Source organism: Mycobacterium sp. Aquia_216 (assembly GCF_026723865.1).
GTDB lineage: Bacteria > Actinomycetota > Actinomycetes > Mycobacteriales > Mycobacteriaceae > Mycobacterium.
On record NZ_CP113529.1, the window covers coordinates 2,409,743 to 2,426,201 of the forward strand.

General features: G+C 66.4%; 9 protein-coding genes. 7 read left to right on the forward strand and 2 right to left on the reverse strand.

Going from position 1 to position 16,459, the window contains the following annotated elements:
• The first annotated feature begins 58 nt into the window (after nt 1-58).
• Genes OK015_RS11255 through truB form a run of 3 tightly spaced genes read left to right on the forward strand, consistent with a single transcriptional unit; the run spans nt 59 to nt 2,618 of the window.
• A complete protein-coding gene (locus OK015_RS11255; protein ID WP_268132626.1) occupies nt 59-1,030 on the forward strand; it encodes a metallophosphoesterase family protein in 972 nt (323 codons plus the stop codon).
• Nucleotides 1,027-1,713 (forward strand): 4'-phosphopantetheinyl transferase PptT, encoded by a 687-nt coding sequence (gene pptT / locus OK015_RS11260; protein WP_268131462.1) that lies wholly within the window; start codon nt 1,027-1,029, stop codon nt 1,711-1,713. The genes OK015_RS11255 and pptT overlap by 4 nt, the downstream gene beginning before the upstream one ends.
• A complete protein-coding gene (gene truB, locus OK015_RS11265) occupies nt 1,710-2,618 on the forward strand; it encodes a tRNA pseudouridine(55) synthase TruB (RefSeq protein WP_268131464.1) in 909 nt (302 codons plus the stop codon). The genes pptT and truB overlap by 4 nt, the downstream gene beginning before the upstream one ends.
• Nucleotides 2,619-2,693: 75 nt before the next feature.
• On the opposite strand, the gene OK015_RS11270 is transcribed toward truB, so the two are convergent.
• Nucleotides 2,694-3,536: an SHOCT domain-containing protein gene (locus OK015_RS11270; RefSeq protein ID WP_268131466.1), complete on the reverse strand. Its 843-nt coding sequence runs from the start codon at nt 3,534-3,536 to the stop codon at nt 2,694-2,696.
• Nucleotides 3,537-3,702: 166 nt separating this feature from the next.
• Here OK015_RS11270 and OK015_RS11275 point away from each other — a divergent pair, with 166 nt between their 5' ends.
• Nucleotides 3,703-4,893 (forward strand): lipid-transfer protein, encoded by a 1,191-nt coding sequence (locus tag OK015_RS11275; RefSeq protein ID WP_268131467.1) that lies wholly within the window; start codon nt 3,703-3,705, stop codon nt 4,891-4,893.
• Nucleotides 4,894-4,917: 24 nt separating this feature from the next.
• Nucleotides 4,918-6,174 carry an acyl-CoA dehydrogenase family protein gene (locus OK015_RS11280; RefSeq protein WP_268131468.1) on the forward strand — a complete coding sequence of 419 codons (1,257 nt, stop codon included), beginning with the start codon at nt 4,918-4,920 and terminating at the stop codon, nt 6,172-6,174.
• Here OK015_RS11280 and mntR read toward each other — a convergent pair.
• Nucleotides 6,171-6,863, reverse strand: coding sequence for a manganese-binding transcriptional regulator MntR (gene mntR / locus OK015_RS11285; RefSeq protein ID WP_268131470.1), 693 nt, complete (start codon nt 6,861-6,863; stop codon nt 6,171-6,173). The two genes, OK015_RS11280 and mntR, sit on opposite strands and share 4 nt — an antisense overlap.
• A 143-nt stretch (nt 6,864-7,006) precedes the next feature.
• Between mntR and OK015_RS11290 the strand changes: the two genes are divergently transcribed.
• Both OK015_RS11290 and OK015_RS11295 read left to right on the forward strand, forming a co-directional pair.
• Nucleotides 7,007-7,978 carry a bifunctional riboflavin kinase/FAD synthetase gene (locus OK015_RS11290; protein WP_268131472.1) on the forward strand — a complete coding sequence of 324 codons (972 nt, stop codon included), beginning with the start codon at nt 7,007-7,009 and terminating at the stop codon, nt 7,976-7,978.
• Nucleotides 7,979-8,160: 182 nt separating this feature from the next.
• On the forward strand, nt 8,161-16,341 hold the full coding sequence (locus OK015_RS11295; RefSeq protein ID WP_268131474.1) for a PPE domain-containing protein: 8,181 nt from the start codon (nt 8,161-8,163) through the stop codon (nt 16,339-16,341).
• The last annotated feature ends 118 nt before the right edge of the window (nt 16,342-16,459 follow it).

The following is a 16,459-nucleotide window of genomic DNA, read 5'->3' on the forward strand; positions in this document are numbered from 1 at the left end:
AAACCCGCAGCGGAACCGTGGTCATGGCGCCGGGTCGTTACGCTGGGTACTCGTGGTGATGCAGGATTCGACTAACGGGAGACAGCCGACAGGCCAACCGACCCTGTGGGCGGTCTCCGACCTGCATACGGGTCACATGGGCAATAAGCCGGTCACCGAATCGCTGCATCCGTCGTCGCCGGATGACTGGCTGATCGTCGCCGGCGACGTGGCCGAGCGCACCGACGAGATCCGTTGGGCCCTTGACCTGTTACGGCGCCGGTTCGCCAAGGTGATCTGGGTGCCGGGCAACCACGAGCTGTGGACCACCAATCGCGATCCGAATCAGGTGTTCGGCAAGGCGCGCTACGACTACCTGGTCAACATGTGCGACGAGATGGGCGTGGTCACGCCTGAGCATCCGTTTCCGGTGTGGACCGAGCGCGGCGGGCCCGCCACGATCGTGCCGATGTTCTTGCTGTACGACTACAGCTTCTTGCCGGAAGGCGCGCGGAGCAAAGCCGAGGGCCTGGAAATCGCGCGCCAGCGCAACGTGGTGGCGACCGACGAATTCCTGCTCTCCTCGGAGCCGTACCCGACCCGCGACGCCTGGTGCCGCGAGCGCGTGGACATCACCCGCGCCCGCCTCGAACAACTCGACTGGATGACGCCGACCGTCCTGGTGAATCACTTCCCGCTGGTGCGCGAACCCTGCGACGCGTTGTTCTACCCGGAGTTCTCGCTCTGGTGCGGGACCACCAAGACCGCCGACTGGCACACCCGTTACAACGCCATCTGCTCGGTCTACGGCCATCTGCACATTCCGCGGACCACCTGGTACGACGACGTGCGCTTCGAGGAAGTCTCGGTGGGTTACCCGCGCGAGTGGCGGCGCCGCAAGCCGCCCAGCTGGCTGCGTCAGGTGTTGCCGGACCCGAAGTACCCGCCCGGGTACCTCAACGACTTCGGCGGCCACTTCGTGATCACTCCCGAAATGAAGGCGCAGGCCGCGCAGTTCCGGGAACGATTGCGGCAGCGGCAGTCGGGATGACCGCAGACATGCTGGTGTCGTCGGTGTTGCCGGCGACCTTGGAGATGGCGCAGTCGATGGCGTATTCGGAGGTGTACTCCGATCCGCCCGGCCTGGCCCCGTTGCCGGAGGAAGAGCCGCTGATCGCCAAGTCGGTCGCCAAGCGGCGCAACGAGTTCATCACCGTCCGGTACTGCGCCCGGGTCGCGCTGGGTGAGCTGGGACTGCCACCGGTGCCGATCCTCAAGGGCGACAAGGGAGAACCCTGCTGGCCCGACGGCGTGGTCGGCAGCCTGACCCACTGCGCCGGGTATCGCGGTGCGGTGGTGGGGCGCAGTGCCGCGGTGCGCTCGGTGGGGATCGATGCCGAACCGCACGACGTGTTGCCGGACGGCGTCCTGGATGCGATCAGCCTGCCGCAGGAACGCACCGAAATCCCGCAGGCAATGCCCGACGGTCTGCATTGGGACCGAATCTTGTTCTGCGCCAAGGAGGCAACGTACAAGGCGTGGTTCCCGCTGACCAAGAGATGGCTGGGTTTCGAAGACGCCCACATCACCTTCGAGGCCGACGGCCCGGCGGGCGGCGGGTTCGTGTCGCGGATCCTGATCGATCCGGAGGCGCTGTCGGGTCCGCCGCTGACCACGCTGCGGGGCCGCTGGGCGGTCGACCGCGGACTCGTGCTGACCGCGATCGTCCTATGACCCGCGGCCCCGGCCGGCCGGGATTGGTCGTCGTCGACAAGCCGGCCGGAATGACCAGTCACGATGTGGTGGGGCGTTGCCGCCGGATCTTTTCCACCCGCAAGGTCGGCCACGCCGGCACGCTGGATCCGATGGCCACCGGCGTCCTGGTGATCGGGATCGACCGCGCCACCAAGATCCTGGGCCTGTTGACGGCATCCTCGAAGTCGTATGCCGCTACCATCCGGCTGGGGCAGACCACCTCCACCGAGGACGCCGAAGGCGTACTGCTGCAAAGCATCTCGGCCGAACATCTGACGGATGACGCGATCGCGGCCGCGGTTGCCGGGCTGCGCGGCGATATCGACCAGGTGCCGTCGTCGGTCAGCGCGATCAAGGTCGGTGGCCGACGCGCCTATCAATTGGTCCGCGACGGCGAAGCCGTCGAGCTCAAGGCCCGTCCGGTACGCATCGACCGCTTCGAGGTGGCGGCGACCCGGCGCTCCGGCGCTGTCATCGACCTCGACGTCGACGTCGACTGCTCGGCGGGAACCTACATTCGCGCACTGGCCCGCGATCTCGGATCCGCGCTCGGGGTGGGCGGGCATCTGACGTCGTTGCGGCGCACCCGCGTCGGTCGCTTCGAGTTGGACCAGGCGCGTTCACTCGACGAGCTGGCCGAACAGCCGCGGCTGAACTGGACGCTGGACGAGGCGTGCCTGCTGATGTTTCCGCGTCGCGTGCTGACCGCGGCGGAGGTCGAGGCGACCAGCCATGGCCGGTCGTTGTCGCCGGCCGGTATCGACGGTGTCTATGCCGCCGGCACCGAGGACGGCCGGGTGATCGCGCTGCTGCACGACGAGGGTTCGCGGACTAAGTCGGTGGTGGTGTTGCGCCCCGCGACGATGCAGGACTGGACGTCCTGAGGTGGGGGCACCTCCCGCTTGCGGGGGAGAGTGGGGCAATCGGATCTAGTCCCGCGACGCTCTAGTCAGTCCGCGTCAGAGCCGGCTGAGCAGCTCCGCCTTTTTCGTCGCGAACTCCTCGTCGGAGAGGATGCCCCGCTGATGCAACCCGGCGAGCGATTCGATGGCCGCCACGATGGCCGCGGCATCCCCGGAGGCGCCGGCGCCGGGTGTGGCCGGCGACGTCTCGGGAGTGGCCGGCGTCGTCTCGGGTGCGGACCGCGGTGGCGGGGTCGATTGGTACTGCGACTGGTGCTGCGGGGCACGTGGCGTCGCAGGGACGGGTGGTGGTGCCGCGGCTTCGGGGGCCGGCTGGGCGCCGAGGTCACGCAGCGTCGAGACGCCGAAGGTGCCCAACTGGCTGGTGAAGATCACCGAGCCGTAACCGCCGCCCTGCTGCTGCTGCACGCCGCCGATGTGGTGCTCACCGGTATCGAAAATTCTTGTCACACCGCCGATCTGGATCGCCAGTCGCCGGGTGCCGGGAAAAAACGCGTAGCGCACGTCGTTCTGCCCGCCCGCCGAGCTGGGCACGCCGAGGTCGGCGGGCCACCAGTTGTTCGAACCGAACAACCCCGCCTCAGTGGGCGCGGTCGAGGGTGGAAACACCGCGGTGGTGGAAAGCAGCTGAGCCAGCTCGTTGCACAGCGCATCGACGCGGGCCTTGAGCGCATTGTCGAACATGTTGCCGACCATCGTCATCCCGCCCCGCATCCATTGCCCGCTGCCGCCGAGCTCGGGAATCGAGAACTGGGCCATGGAGCCGCCGCCGGCACGCAGCGCGACCAGCATGGACAGCACCGCTTCTTGAGAGAGCCCATGGCGCTGCGCGATCTCGGCGATGGCGCTGGCGGCTTCGGGGGTAACCGTTGCCTTCATAGTCGTGAGTCTTTCGTCGTCGGTCTTCATTCCGAGCGTACGCAAACCCGCGGCGGATGAGCAGGGGATGACCGAGCCGCGGGCGGGGTTCCAGCCGGTAGCTGCGCACGGTTAAGCTGCCGACTAGACGGGTGTCAACAACCCTCGGGTCCGGAAGGGGCGCGCTATGTCCAACAAGGTTTATGTCGTCGGCGTCGGCATGACGAAATTCGAGAAACCGGGCCGTCGCGAGGGCTGGGACTACCCGGACATGGCGCGAGAATCGGGAACCAACGCGCTGGCCGACGCCGGCATCGACTACAGCGAAATCGAGCAGGGCTACGTCGGCTATGTCTACGGCGAGTCGACAGCGGGGCAGCGCGCGCTCTACGAACTCGGCCTGACCGGCATTCCGATCGTCAATGTCAACAACAACTGTTCGACCGGCTCCACCGCCTTGTTCATGGCGGCGCAGGCGATCCGTGGCGGGTTGGCCGACTGCGCGATCGCGCTGGGGTTCGAGAAGATGAAGCCCGGATCGCTTGCGGCAACCTACGAAGACCGCACCAACCCGATGGACAAGCACGTCAAGGCGATGGCCGAGATCAGCGAGTTCGCCTTCCCGGTGGCGCCCTGGATGTTCGGAGCGGCGGGGCGCGAGCACATGCAGCAGTACGGCTCGACCGCCGAGCACTTCGCCAAGATCGGCTACAAGAACCACAAGCATTCGGTGAACAACCCGTTCGCGCAGTTCCAGGAGGAGTACACCCTCGACGACATCCTGGGCGCGAAGATGATCTACGACCCGCTGACCAAGCTGCAGTGCTCGCCGACGTCGGACGGCTCGGGCGCGGCGATCCTGGCCTCGGAGGGGTTCGTCGACCGCCACGGGCTGGCAGGTCAGGCGGTGGAGATCGTCGGCCAGGCGATGACGACCGACTTCAAGTCCACCTTCGACGGCACCGCCAAGGGCCTCATCGGACACGACATGAATGTGCAAGCAGCCCAACGGGTTTACGACCAGTCCGGTCTGGGTCCGGAAGACTTTCAGGTGATCGAGCTGCACGACTGCTTCTCGGCCAACGAGCTGCTGCTCTACGAAGCCCTCGGCCTGTGCGCGGCGGGCGAGGCGCCCAAGCTGATCGACAACGGCGACACCACCTACGGCGGACGCTGGGTGGTCAACCCGTCCGGCGGGCTGATCTCGAAGGGGCACCCGCTGGGTGCGACCGGGTTGGCGCAGTGCGCCGAACTGAACTGGCAGCTGCGGGGCCAGGCCGACAAGCGTCAGGTCGACAACGTCACCGCCGCACTGCAGCACAACATCGGGCTGGGTGGAGCGGCTGTGGTCACCGCGTACCAACGGGCCGAGCGCTGAGCGGCGCGCGGCCGGGGGGACACCATGATCGAGTGGTCTGACACCGATGTGATGATGCGGGATGCCGTTCGGCAGTTCGTGGACAAGGAGATCCGCCCGCATCTGGACGAACTGGAAACCGGTGCGCTGTCGCCCTATCCGATCGCCCGCAGGTTTTTCAGCCAGTTCGGCCTCGATGCCATGGCCGCCGAGTCCGTCAAGAAGATGCTGGACCGTGAGCGCGCCAAGCAGAATGGCGAACCCAAGGGTGAAAAGCCGGACAGCGCAGACGATTCCGGCGGCCTAGGTGGTCAGCAGTCGATGGTCGCGGTGCTGGTGTCCGAGATCGCCCGGGTCAGCATCGGGTTGCTGAGTACCGCGTCGGTCAGCCTCGGCCTGGGCGCGGCGACCATCATGAGCCGCGGCACGCTGGCGCAGAAAGAACGCTGGCTGCCCGAGCTGATGACGCTGGAAAAGATTGCGGCGTGGGCGATTACCGAGCCGGACTCCGGGTCGGATGCGTTCGGCGGCATGAAGACCACTGTCCGTCGCTCCGGCGACGGAGACGGAGCCTACATTCTCAACGGGCAGAAGACATTCATCACCAACGGGCCTTACGCCGACGTTCTGGTCGTCTACGCGAAGCTCGACGAGGGCGATTCATCGGATAAGCGGAACCGCCCGGTGCTGGTTTTCGTACTCGACTCGGGGATGGAAGGCCTGACGCAGGGCAAGCCGTTCAAGAAGATGGGCATGATGTCGTCGCCGACCGGCGAATTGTTCTTCGACAACGTGCGGCTGAGCCCGGACCGGCTGCTCGGCGAAAGCGAACAGCCCGCCGGCGGAGACGGCCGCGACAGCGCTCGCGACAATTTCGCCGCTGAGCGGATCGGAATCGCGATGATGGCGCTGGGCATCATCGACGAATGCCACCGGCTCTGCGTGGATTACGCGAAGAACCGCACGCTGTGGGGCAAGAACATCGGTCAGTTCCAGCTGATCCAGCTCAAGCTGGCGAAAATGGAAATCGCCCGGATGAACGTGCAGAACATGGTGTTCATGACCATCGAGCGCCAGCAGGCCGGTAAACCGCTGACGCTGGCCGAAGCGTCGGCCGTCAAGCTGTACTCGTCCGAGACGGCCACCGAGGTGGCGATGGAGGCCGTGCAGTTGTTCGGCGGCAACGGCTATATGGCCGAATACCGGGTCGAGCAGCTGGCGCGCGATGCGAAGTCGCTGATGATCTACGCCGGCAGCAACGAGGTCCAGGTCACCCACATCGCCAAGGGCCTGCTGAGCTAGGCGACGACCCAGATCGCCCGGGCGGCCGGACTGCCCAGGTCGACGGTGTTCTCGACACCGTCTGCCGCCTCGATCGCGACCGAGATCATGCCGGCGAACTCGCGGCGGGTTGCGACCCGCAACCGCGAGTCGAGGTTGATCCCGACGCTGGCGAAATACCGCAGCATCTCGGGGTCCTTGTCGGATATGCGGGCCACCGTCGCGATTTCACCCTCGCTACACGCCCACAGCTGGCGCGCCGGCGGGGTGGGCACCTGTCCGTCGGAGGCCGGGATCGGGTCACCGTGCGGGTCACGCTGCGGGAACCCCAGTTTGGCGTCGATGCGGGCCACCAGCCGATCCGACACCGCGTGCTCGAGCACTTCGGCCTCGTCGTGCACCTCGTCCCAGCCGTAGCCGAGTTCGTTGACCAGGAAGGTCTCCAGCAGCCGGTGCCGGCGAACCACCCCTAAGGCCGCCCGCCGGCCCGCTTCGGTCAGGGTCACCGCGCCGTACTTCGCATGGTCGACCAGCCCCTGCTCGGCGAGTTTGCGGATCGACTCCGAGGCAGTGCTGGCCGACACCCCGATCCGGTCGGCCAGCATTTTGGTGCTGACCTTTTCCACCGACCACTCTTGGGCATTCCAGATGACCTTGAGATAGTCCTGGCCGACCGCGGTGAGACCGCCAGCCTCGTCGTCAGCCCTCACAAGCGGAAAGTTTAGGCACTCTACGTCTGGTGTGACGTGCTGACCGGCATAGTCGGTGTGGTTATCGCGAAACGCCCACGCCGGTACAGCGGAATCGGGATCCTACGGCGCGTCGGGTCAGTGTGCACCGTAGGCTTGCGGTCGTGCAGCGGTGGCGCGGCCAAGACGAGATCCCCACTGACTGGGGCAGATGCGTGCTCACGATCGGCGTGTTCGACGGCGTACACCGCGGTCATGCCGAATTGATTGCGCACGCGGTGAAAGCAGGGCGGGCACGCAACGTGCCGGCCGTGCTGATGACGTTCGATCCGCACCCGATGGAAGTGGTCTATCCGGGCAGTCACCCGGCGCAGCTGACCACCCTGACGCGGCGCGCCGAGCTCGTCGAGGAGCTGGGTGTCGACGTCTTCCTGGTGATGCCGTTCACCACCGATTTCATGAAGCTCACACCGGAGCGCTACGTCCACGAGCTGCTGGTGGAGAACCTGCACGTCGTCGAGGTGGTGGTGGGGGAGAACTTCACCTTCGGCAAGAAGGCGCTGGGCAACGTCGGCACCCTGCGCAAGGCCGGTGAGCGGTTTGGATTCGCCGTCGAGTCGATGTCGCTGCTGTCCGAGCACCTCAGCAACGAGACGGTGACGTTCTCGTCGACCTACATCCGCTCCTGTGTGGATGCCGGTGACATGGTGGCGGCCACGGAGGCGCTGGGCCGCCCGCACCGCGTGGAAGGCGTCGTAGTCCGCGGGCACGGGCGCGGCGTCGAATTGGGTTACCCCACCGCCAATGTGGCACCGCCGATGTACTCGGCCATCCCGGCCGACGGTGTGTACGCCGCGTGGTTCACCGTGCTCGGACACGGACCGGCTACCGGGACCGTTGTCCCGGGGGAGCGCTACCAGGCCGCCGTCTCCGTCGGCACCAACCCGACGTTCTCCGGACGGACCCGCACCGTCGAAGCCTTCGTCCTCGATACGACGGCCGACCTGTACGGACAGCATGTCGCCCTGGACTTCGTCGCCCGCATCCGCGGACAGCAGAAGTTCGACTCGGTGAAAGAACTGGTGGACGCGATCGGTGTCGACACCGATCGCACGCGTTCGCTGCTCTCCGACTGACCCCCTGTGTCTGGCGGGCGTCCTCGGCATCTGTCCGGACCCATGAGATACCTAATCAAGTGGTCACTGTGACTTTTTAAGTTGCCTGAGCTGTTTAGTAAGTGATCACTTTGCATCCGTGTTAGTTTCGCTGCACGGGCTTGTCGTGCTGCCGCTCAACACGTCATTAAAGGGGAGCTGTCGTGGATTTTGGGTTGCTGCCGCCTGAGGTCAATTCCGAGCTCATGTACACCGGTCCCGGGTCGGGGCCGATGCTGGAGGCGGCGGCGAACTGGGAGGCGGTGGCCGCGCAATTGGAAGCCGCCGCCGCCGGCTACTCCACGCAAGTTTCGGGACTGACCGCCGTGACGTGGGTCGGCCCGGCGTCTTCGTCGATGTCCGCGGCGGCCGAACCCTATGTGGCGTGGTTAGAGGCCAGCGCCGCCCAGGCCGCCCAAACTTCCGCCCAGGCGTATGCCGCCGCGGCCGCCTACGAGGCAGCATTCGCCATGACGGTGCCCCCGCCCCTCATCGCGGCCAACCGCGTGCAGTTGGCGGCGTTGGTCGCCACGAATTTCTTCGGACAGAACACCTCGGCGATCGCGGCCACCGAGGCCGAGTACATGGAGATGTGGACCCAAGATGCCACCGCCATGTACGGCTATGCCGTTGACGCCTCTGCCGCAGGCACTTTGAGCGCCTATGACGAACCGCCGCAGACCACCAACGAAGCCGGCCAGGACGCCCAGTCCCGAGCGGTCGCTCAAAGTGCGGCCAACACGGCGAAGGCCGAAACCCAAAACTTGACTCAGCTGGCGCAGCCGGCTGCCAACGGCGGAACCGTCGACGCCGGGGGCAACCTCACCATCGGCTCCGGCCAGACCGTGACCATCGCTCCGGGCCAAACCGTCACCGTCGGCCCCGGCGGGACCTACACCTCCGTCACGGTCGGCTTCGGCGGGACCCTTTCCAACGGCGGCACCCTCACTGTCGATACCGGCGGCACCCTCACCGTCGAAACCGGCGGCATCCTGACCAACACCGGTACCCTCACCGTCAACACTGGCGGCACGCTTGCCAACGCCGGCACCCTCACGAACGCCGGCACCCTCACCGTCAACACCGGCGGCGTCCTCACCAACGCCGGCACCCTCACCATCCCTACTGGCGGCACACTTACCAATGGCGGCACCCTCACCGTCACTGGTCCAGGCACACTTACCAATGGCGGCACCCTCACCAACGGCGGCACTCTCAACCTCAATGGCGGCAGCCTCACGGTCAGCGCCGACGGCACTCTTTCCAATGGGGGCATCCTCACTGCCGACGGAGGCAGCACCCTCACCGTCAGCCCCGACGGCGCCCTGACCAACAGCGGAACCCTCACCGTCACTAATGGCGCCACCGCCACCAACGGCGGCACCTTCACCAACGGCGGGACCCTCACCGTCAGCAGTGGTAGCACCTTCACCAACGACGGCGCACTGACCGTCAACGACGGCGGCTCCATCACGCTCACCAACAATGGCACCCTCGCAAACGCCGGCGCCCTTAGCAACAACGGCACTATCAACGTCAACGTCGCGAGCGCCGTCACGGTCGGTCCCGACGGCACCCTCAACGACGCCGGCACTATCAACATCAGTGCCACCAGCCACCTCACCGTCAACACCGGCGGTGCCCTCAACGTCAACGGCGGCACCCTCACCATCAGCAACAACGCCACCCTCACCGACGCCGGCACGCTGAACGTCAACGGCGGCGTCCTCAATGACTACGGCACCCTCAATGTCCCAGCCAGCGGCACCCTTAACGACGCGGGCACCATCAACGTCTTCAATGGCACCGCCGCCAATCCGGCCGGCGGCGTCCTCACCGATACCGGTACCCTGAACGTCCAATCCGGCGGCACTCTCAACGTCTACCAGGGGACCAGCCCGCTGAACGGCGGCACATTCACCAACCCCGGCACCCTCACCGTTCCCAACGGTGGCGCGCTCAATATCGAAGCCGGCGGCACCCTCAACGACGCCGGGACGTTCACGCTCAGTCACGGTGCCTCCCTCACCGATGCCGGCACCCTGAACGTGCAGACCGGCGGGACTTTCTCCGACGCCGGCACGGTCACGGTTAACGACGGCGGCACCCTGACCATCCAGACTGGCGGCGCACTCACCGACACCGGCGCCCTCAACGTGCAAACCGGTGGCACGCTCAACGACGCCGGGACCCTGAGCATCAATCCAGGCGGGACGATCAACGACGCTGGCGCGCTCAACGTGCAATCGGGCGGGACGATCAACGACGCCGGCGCGCTCACCGTCAGCGACGGCGGCACCCTCACCAACAGCGGCACCTTGGGCGTCACATCGAACGGCACCGTCACCGTTACCGACGGCGGCACCCTGACCGTCCAAACGGGGGGCGCTATCAACGACTCCGGCGCCGTCACCGTTACCGACGGCGGCACCTTGACCGTCAACAGCGGCGGCGCGCTGAACGACGCCGGAACCGTGACCGTCCAAACTGGAGGCACTCTCAACGAGGCCGGCACCTTTATCGTCAGCAATCACGGCACCGTGACCGTCCAGACCGGGGGCGCCCTCAACGACGCCGGAGCCTTGACTGTCCAATCCGGCGGCACCCTCAATGACGCCGGCACTGTCACCGTCAACAACGGCGGCACCCTCACCAACGCCGGCGTCCTCACGGTTAACAACCACGCCACTCTGACCGTCGAAACCGGTGGCACGCTCAACGATGTCGCCACTCTGACCGTCCAATCCGGCGGCACCCTGAACGACGCCGGCACCCTCATCATCAATAACCAGGGCATCGTTACCGTCCAGAGCGGTGCCGTCCTGAACGACTCCGGCAGTCTGAACATCTTTACCGGGGGCGCCCTCAACGACGCCGGCACCCTGAACGTCCAAACCGGTGGCACGCTGACCGATATCGGTACGGTGACCGTCCAATCCGGCGGCACTCTCAACGACGCCGGCACCCTCGTCGTCAATAACCACGGCATCCTCAACGTCTCGAGCGGCGGCACGCTGAATGACGCCGGCGCTCTGACCGTTCAATCCGGGGGCACCCTTAACGACGCCGGCAGCCTGACCGTCCAGAGCGGCGGCACTCTCAACGACGCCGGGACGCTGACCGTCCAGAGCGGCATCCCTCTCACCATCGATAACGGCGGCAGCCTCACCATCGAAAACGGCGGTGTCCTTACCAACAACGGCGCCCTCGCCGACGCCGGCAACCTCACGGTCAGCTCCGGCGGCGTCCTCAACGACGGCGACATCTTGGGCGTCAACCCCGGCACTCTCACCGTCACCGACGGCGGCGCCCTCAACGACTACGGCAGCATCTACGTCGGTCCCGGCAGCACCATGACCATTAACAACGAAGGCATCCTCGCCGTCTATAACGGCGCCACCCTCACCGACTGGGGCGCCCTGACCGTCGATAGCGGCGGCACCGTCACCGACGGCGGAACCCTGACCGTCAGCTCCGGCGGAACGCTCACCGACAGCGGCACCCTGAGCATCAGCAACGGCGGAATCCTCACCGACGACGGCGCCCTCACGGTCAGTGATGGGGCCGCCCTCATCAACAACGGCACCCTCACCGACAGCGGCAGCCTGACCATCAGCAACGGCGGCACTCTCGTCGATGGCGGCACCTTCAACGTCGACGCGAGCGGTACGGTCACCACCGACGCCGGCGGCTTCATCGAGATCACGCAAGGCGGCACCTTCACCAACGACGGCAGCTTCACCAGCAACGGCACCCTCCTCGATTCCGGCACCTTCATCAACAGTGGCCAATTCGCCAACAACGGGGGGCTGAACGTCTACTCCGACGCCAGCATCACCAATAGCGGAACCTTCACCAACGGCAGTACCGGCAACATGACCGTCTACCCCGATGCCACCCTCACCAACAGCGGCACCCTGAACGAGGCCGGCATCCTCAACAACGAGGGCGCCTTCACGGTCAATGACGGCGGCACCCTCACCGTGCAATCCGGCGGCAGCCTCTACGACTACGGCACGCTTACCAACAGCGGCACCCTCACGGTCGACCACGGCGGCACCGTCTACGTCTTGTCCGACGCTGTCCTTAACGACGGCGGCACGCTCACCGACAGCGGCACCCTGTCCAACGGCGGGACTATCAACGTCACTGACGGCGGCACTCTCACCGTCGACGCCGGCGGCTTCCTCGACGATGGCGGCACCCTCACCGTCAATGACGGTGGCGCCCTCACGGTCAACACCGGCGGCGAGGTCTACATCGAAACCGGTGCCACTCTCAACGACGGCGGCATCCTTACCAACAGCGGCACCCTGACCGTCACCAACGGCGGCACGCTCAACGATTACGGCACCCTGACTGTCAACGCCGGCGGCACGCTCAACGACGGCGGCACCTTGATCGTCAACAGTGACGGGACCCTGACCGTCGACACCGGCGGCACTTTCGACGATTACGGCGCCCTCACCGATTCCGGCACCCTCACCAACAGCGGCACCCTGACCGTCAACAGTGACGGGACCCTGACCGTCGACACCGGCGGCACTTTCGACGATTACGGCATCCTCACCAATGCCGGCACCGTTACCAACGAGGGGACGCTCACCGTCCACGGCGGCGGCATTCTCGACGACTACGGCACCCTCACCGTCAATAGCGGCGGCACTTTGACCAACGATGGCACCCTGTCCGTCAACAATGCCGGCTACCTCACCGTCAACGACAGCGCCACCCTCACCAACGATGGCACCCTCACCGTCAACAGCGGCGGCACCTTCACCAACACCGGCGCCCTCACCATCGACAGCGGCACAGTTACCGTCGACGGCGGCGGCACCCTCACCGACGGTGGCTCGCTCACCATCAACAGCGGCGGCACCCTCACCGATGGCGGCACCCTCACCGTCAGCAACGGCGGCACCCTCACCGACGCCGGCACCCTCACCGTCACCAATGGCGGCACCCTGACGGTCGACGACGGCGGCAGCCTCATTGACGCCAGCACTCTTACCGTCGACGGCGGCGGCACGCTCACCAACAACGGCACCCTCACCAATTTCTCCACCCTCACCGTCGACGACGGCGGCGCTCTCAATAACGGCGGCACCCTATTCGACTACGGCAATTTCACCAACGGCGGCACTCTCACCAACAACGGCGTCGTCGCCGACTACGGCACGTTCACCAACAACGGGATCGTCGCCGACTACGGCAACATCAGCGTCGACTCGGGTGGCACCCTCACCAACAACGGTGCCCTGACCGTCAACCCCGGAGGCACTCTCGACGACGGCGGCACTCTCACCAACAGCGGCACGCTCACCTCCGACGCCGGCACCGTCACCGTCACCGACCAAGGCACCCTGACGATCGACAGCGGGAGCACCTTCACCGACGGCGGCTCCCTCACCGTCTCCGACGGTGGCACTGTCACCAACAACGGCACCCTCAGCGTCACCAACTCCGGCAGCCTTACCGTCAACGCCGGCGGCACCCTCACCGACAACGGCTCCCTCACGGTCAGCAACGGCGGCAGCCTCACCGACGGCGGTGCCCTCACGGTCGACTCCGGGGGCACCCTGACCGTCGGCGACGGCAGCGTGACCATCGACAACGGCGGCGCCCTCACCGTGAACAGCGGCGGCACTCTTACGGTCACCGACGCCGGGACCCTCAACGACGCCGGTGCCCTGACCGTCCAGTCTGGTGGCGTCCTCGACGACTACGGCACGCTCACGGTCAACTTTGAGAGCACCCTCGACGATTACGGCACCCTCACCGTCCATCCCGGCGCCACCCTCAACGAGGACGGATTCCTGACCGTCTACAACGGCGGCATCCTCGACGACGGCGGCACCTTCAATGTCGACGGCCCCGGCGTCGTCGACGTCGAGGACGGCGGCTCCCTGAGCGTTCACGACGCCGCAACCCTCACCAACAGCGGTGGCGTCTTCGTCCACAGTGGCGGCACCGTCACCGTCGACGACGGTGGCAGTCTCATCGTCCAAACCGGTGGCCAACTCAACGACGCCGGCACGTTGAACATCAACGGCGGCGTCTTTGATGACTACGGCACCGTCGACATCCAGGCCGGCGGCATCCTGAACGACGGCGGCAGCCTCAACATCAACAGTGGCGCGGTTCTCAACGACGCCGGCACCCTCAACGACTACGGCACCCTCACCGTCAACGACACTGGCACCCTCAACATCACCAACGGCGGCGGGCTCAACGACCTCGGCACCCTCACCGTCGACCATGCCGGCACCGTCACCGTCGATACCGGCGGAAACCTCACCGTTTACAACGGTGGCACCCTCACCGACGCCGGCACCGTCAACGTCAACGTCGGTGGAACTCTCGACGACGCGGGCAGTCTCACCATCAACAACGGCGGCGCCCTCACGAACGGCGGCCACCTGTTCATCGACAACGGCGGCATACTCGACGACTTCGGCACCCTCAACGACAACGTCGGCCTGGGCAACGGCGGTGTACTCAACATCCACCCCGGCGGTACTCTCAACGAGGCCGGATCCATGATCGTCTACAGCACCGGCACACTCGACGACGGCGGTAGCCTGACCGTTTCCAGCGGTGGCACGCTCACCGACGCGGGCGGCCTCAGCGTCACCGACGGCGGCACGCTCAGCGTCGACAGCGGCGGCACTCTCACCGTCGATTCCGGTGGCTTCATCAGCGTCGGCGACGGTGGCACCCTCGCCGACGCCGGCACCGTGACGGTTCAATCCGGTGGCGTCCTCAACGACGCGGGCATCCTCGCTGTCGACCAGTCCGGCGCCCTCACCGTCGATAACGGCGGCAGCTTCACCGTGCAATCCGGTGGGACCCTCTGGGACTACGGCACCCTTACCAATGAGGGCGCGCTGGGCGTCGACCATGGCGGCACATTCCACATCGCCACCGGAGCCGTCCTCAACGACGGCGGAACGCTGACGGACGGCGGCACCCTGTACAACAGCGGGGCAGTCAACGTCACCAACGGCGGCAGCCTCACCATCGACACCGGCGGCTTCTACGACGAGAGCGGCACCCTCACCGTCAATGACGGTGGCGCGCTCACGGTCGACACCGGCGGCGAGCTCTGGATCGACACCGGCGGCACTGTCAACGACAGCGGCATCCTGACCAACAGCGGCACGGTCACCGTCCAACCCGGCGCCACGCTCAATGACTACGGCACTCTGACGGTCAACAGCGGCGGCATCCTCAACGACGGCGGTGTTCTCACCAACAACGGCAACCTGACCATCAACACCGGCGGCACGCTCAACGATTACGGCACTCTCACCGACTCCGGCACCCTGACCAACAGCGGCACCTTTAATGTCACCGCCGACGGCAGCCTCACCGTCCAACCCGGCGCCACGCTCGATGATTACGGCACCCTCACCAATGCCGGCAGCCTCACCGACGGCGGCAGCCTCACCATCCAACCCGGCGGCACCCTCAGCGACTACGGCGTCCTCACCGTCGACTCCGGCGCCACCCTCGACGTCGACAGCGGCGGCAGCGTGACCGTCAGTCCTGGCGGCTCCCTCACCGTCGATGGCGGCGGGCTCCTGAGCGTCGACCCCAACGGAGTTCTGATCGACAGCGGCACCCTGACCATCGACCCCGGGGGCACCCTCACCGTCGACGGCGGCGGCCTGACCATCACGCCCGGCGGCATAGTCGCCGACGGTGGCACGCTGACCGTCGACCCCAGCGGTGTCGTCACCGTCTTGGACCAGGGCACCATCACCATCAACCCCGGTGGCACCCTGACCGTCGCCCACGGCAGCATCTTCGCGGACGCCGGCACCGTCACCGTCGACGGCGGCGGCACCTTCACCCTCGCCGACGGCGGCACCCTGACCGTGAGCAACGGCGGCATCTTCACCATCAGCCCGGACGGCACCGTGACCGTCGGCTTGAGCGGCACCGGAAACGGTGCGACTGCCACCCTCCTCGTCGACAACGGCGGCACCCTCATCGTCAACGGCTACCTCACCGTCAATGCGGGCAACACCGTCCCCATCACACAGGGCGGCTTCTTTATCGTCGGCCCCGGCAACATCATCACCGTCTACCCGGGCGGCTCGGCGGGGCCCACCGGCCTCTTCGGTCCCGCGATCGTCGCTCCTGGGGTGCTGCCACCGGTTGCGCCGACTCCCGCGGCCCTGCCCGGATTCGGCGGCATATTGGCATCGTCACCGGGCGTGGCGGGAACGTCGGGAATCCAGCCGCAGATGAACGTCGACGCGCTCAACGACGTGCTCAGGGACGCGTTCAAAGACGCACTCGACGCATTCGACGAGGCACTCGATTTCGTCGCCGACTGACCGCGCGTCCCACGATTCGGGGCGGGCCCGTATCGGCTGCTAAACTGCCGGACGACATCGGCGCGTGCTGCGGTTCGCGGCGGCCGTGCCTGACATTCAACATTCGCGGACCTATTGA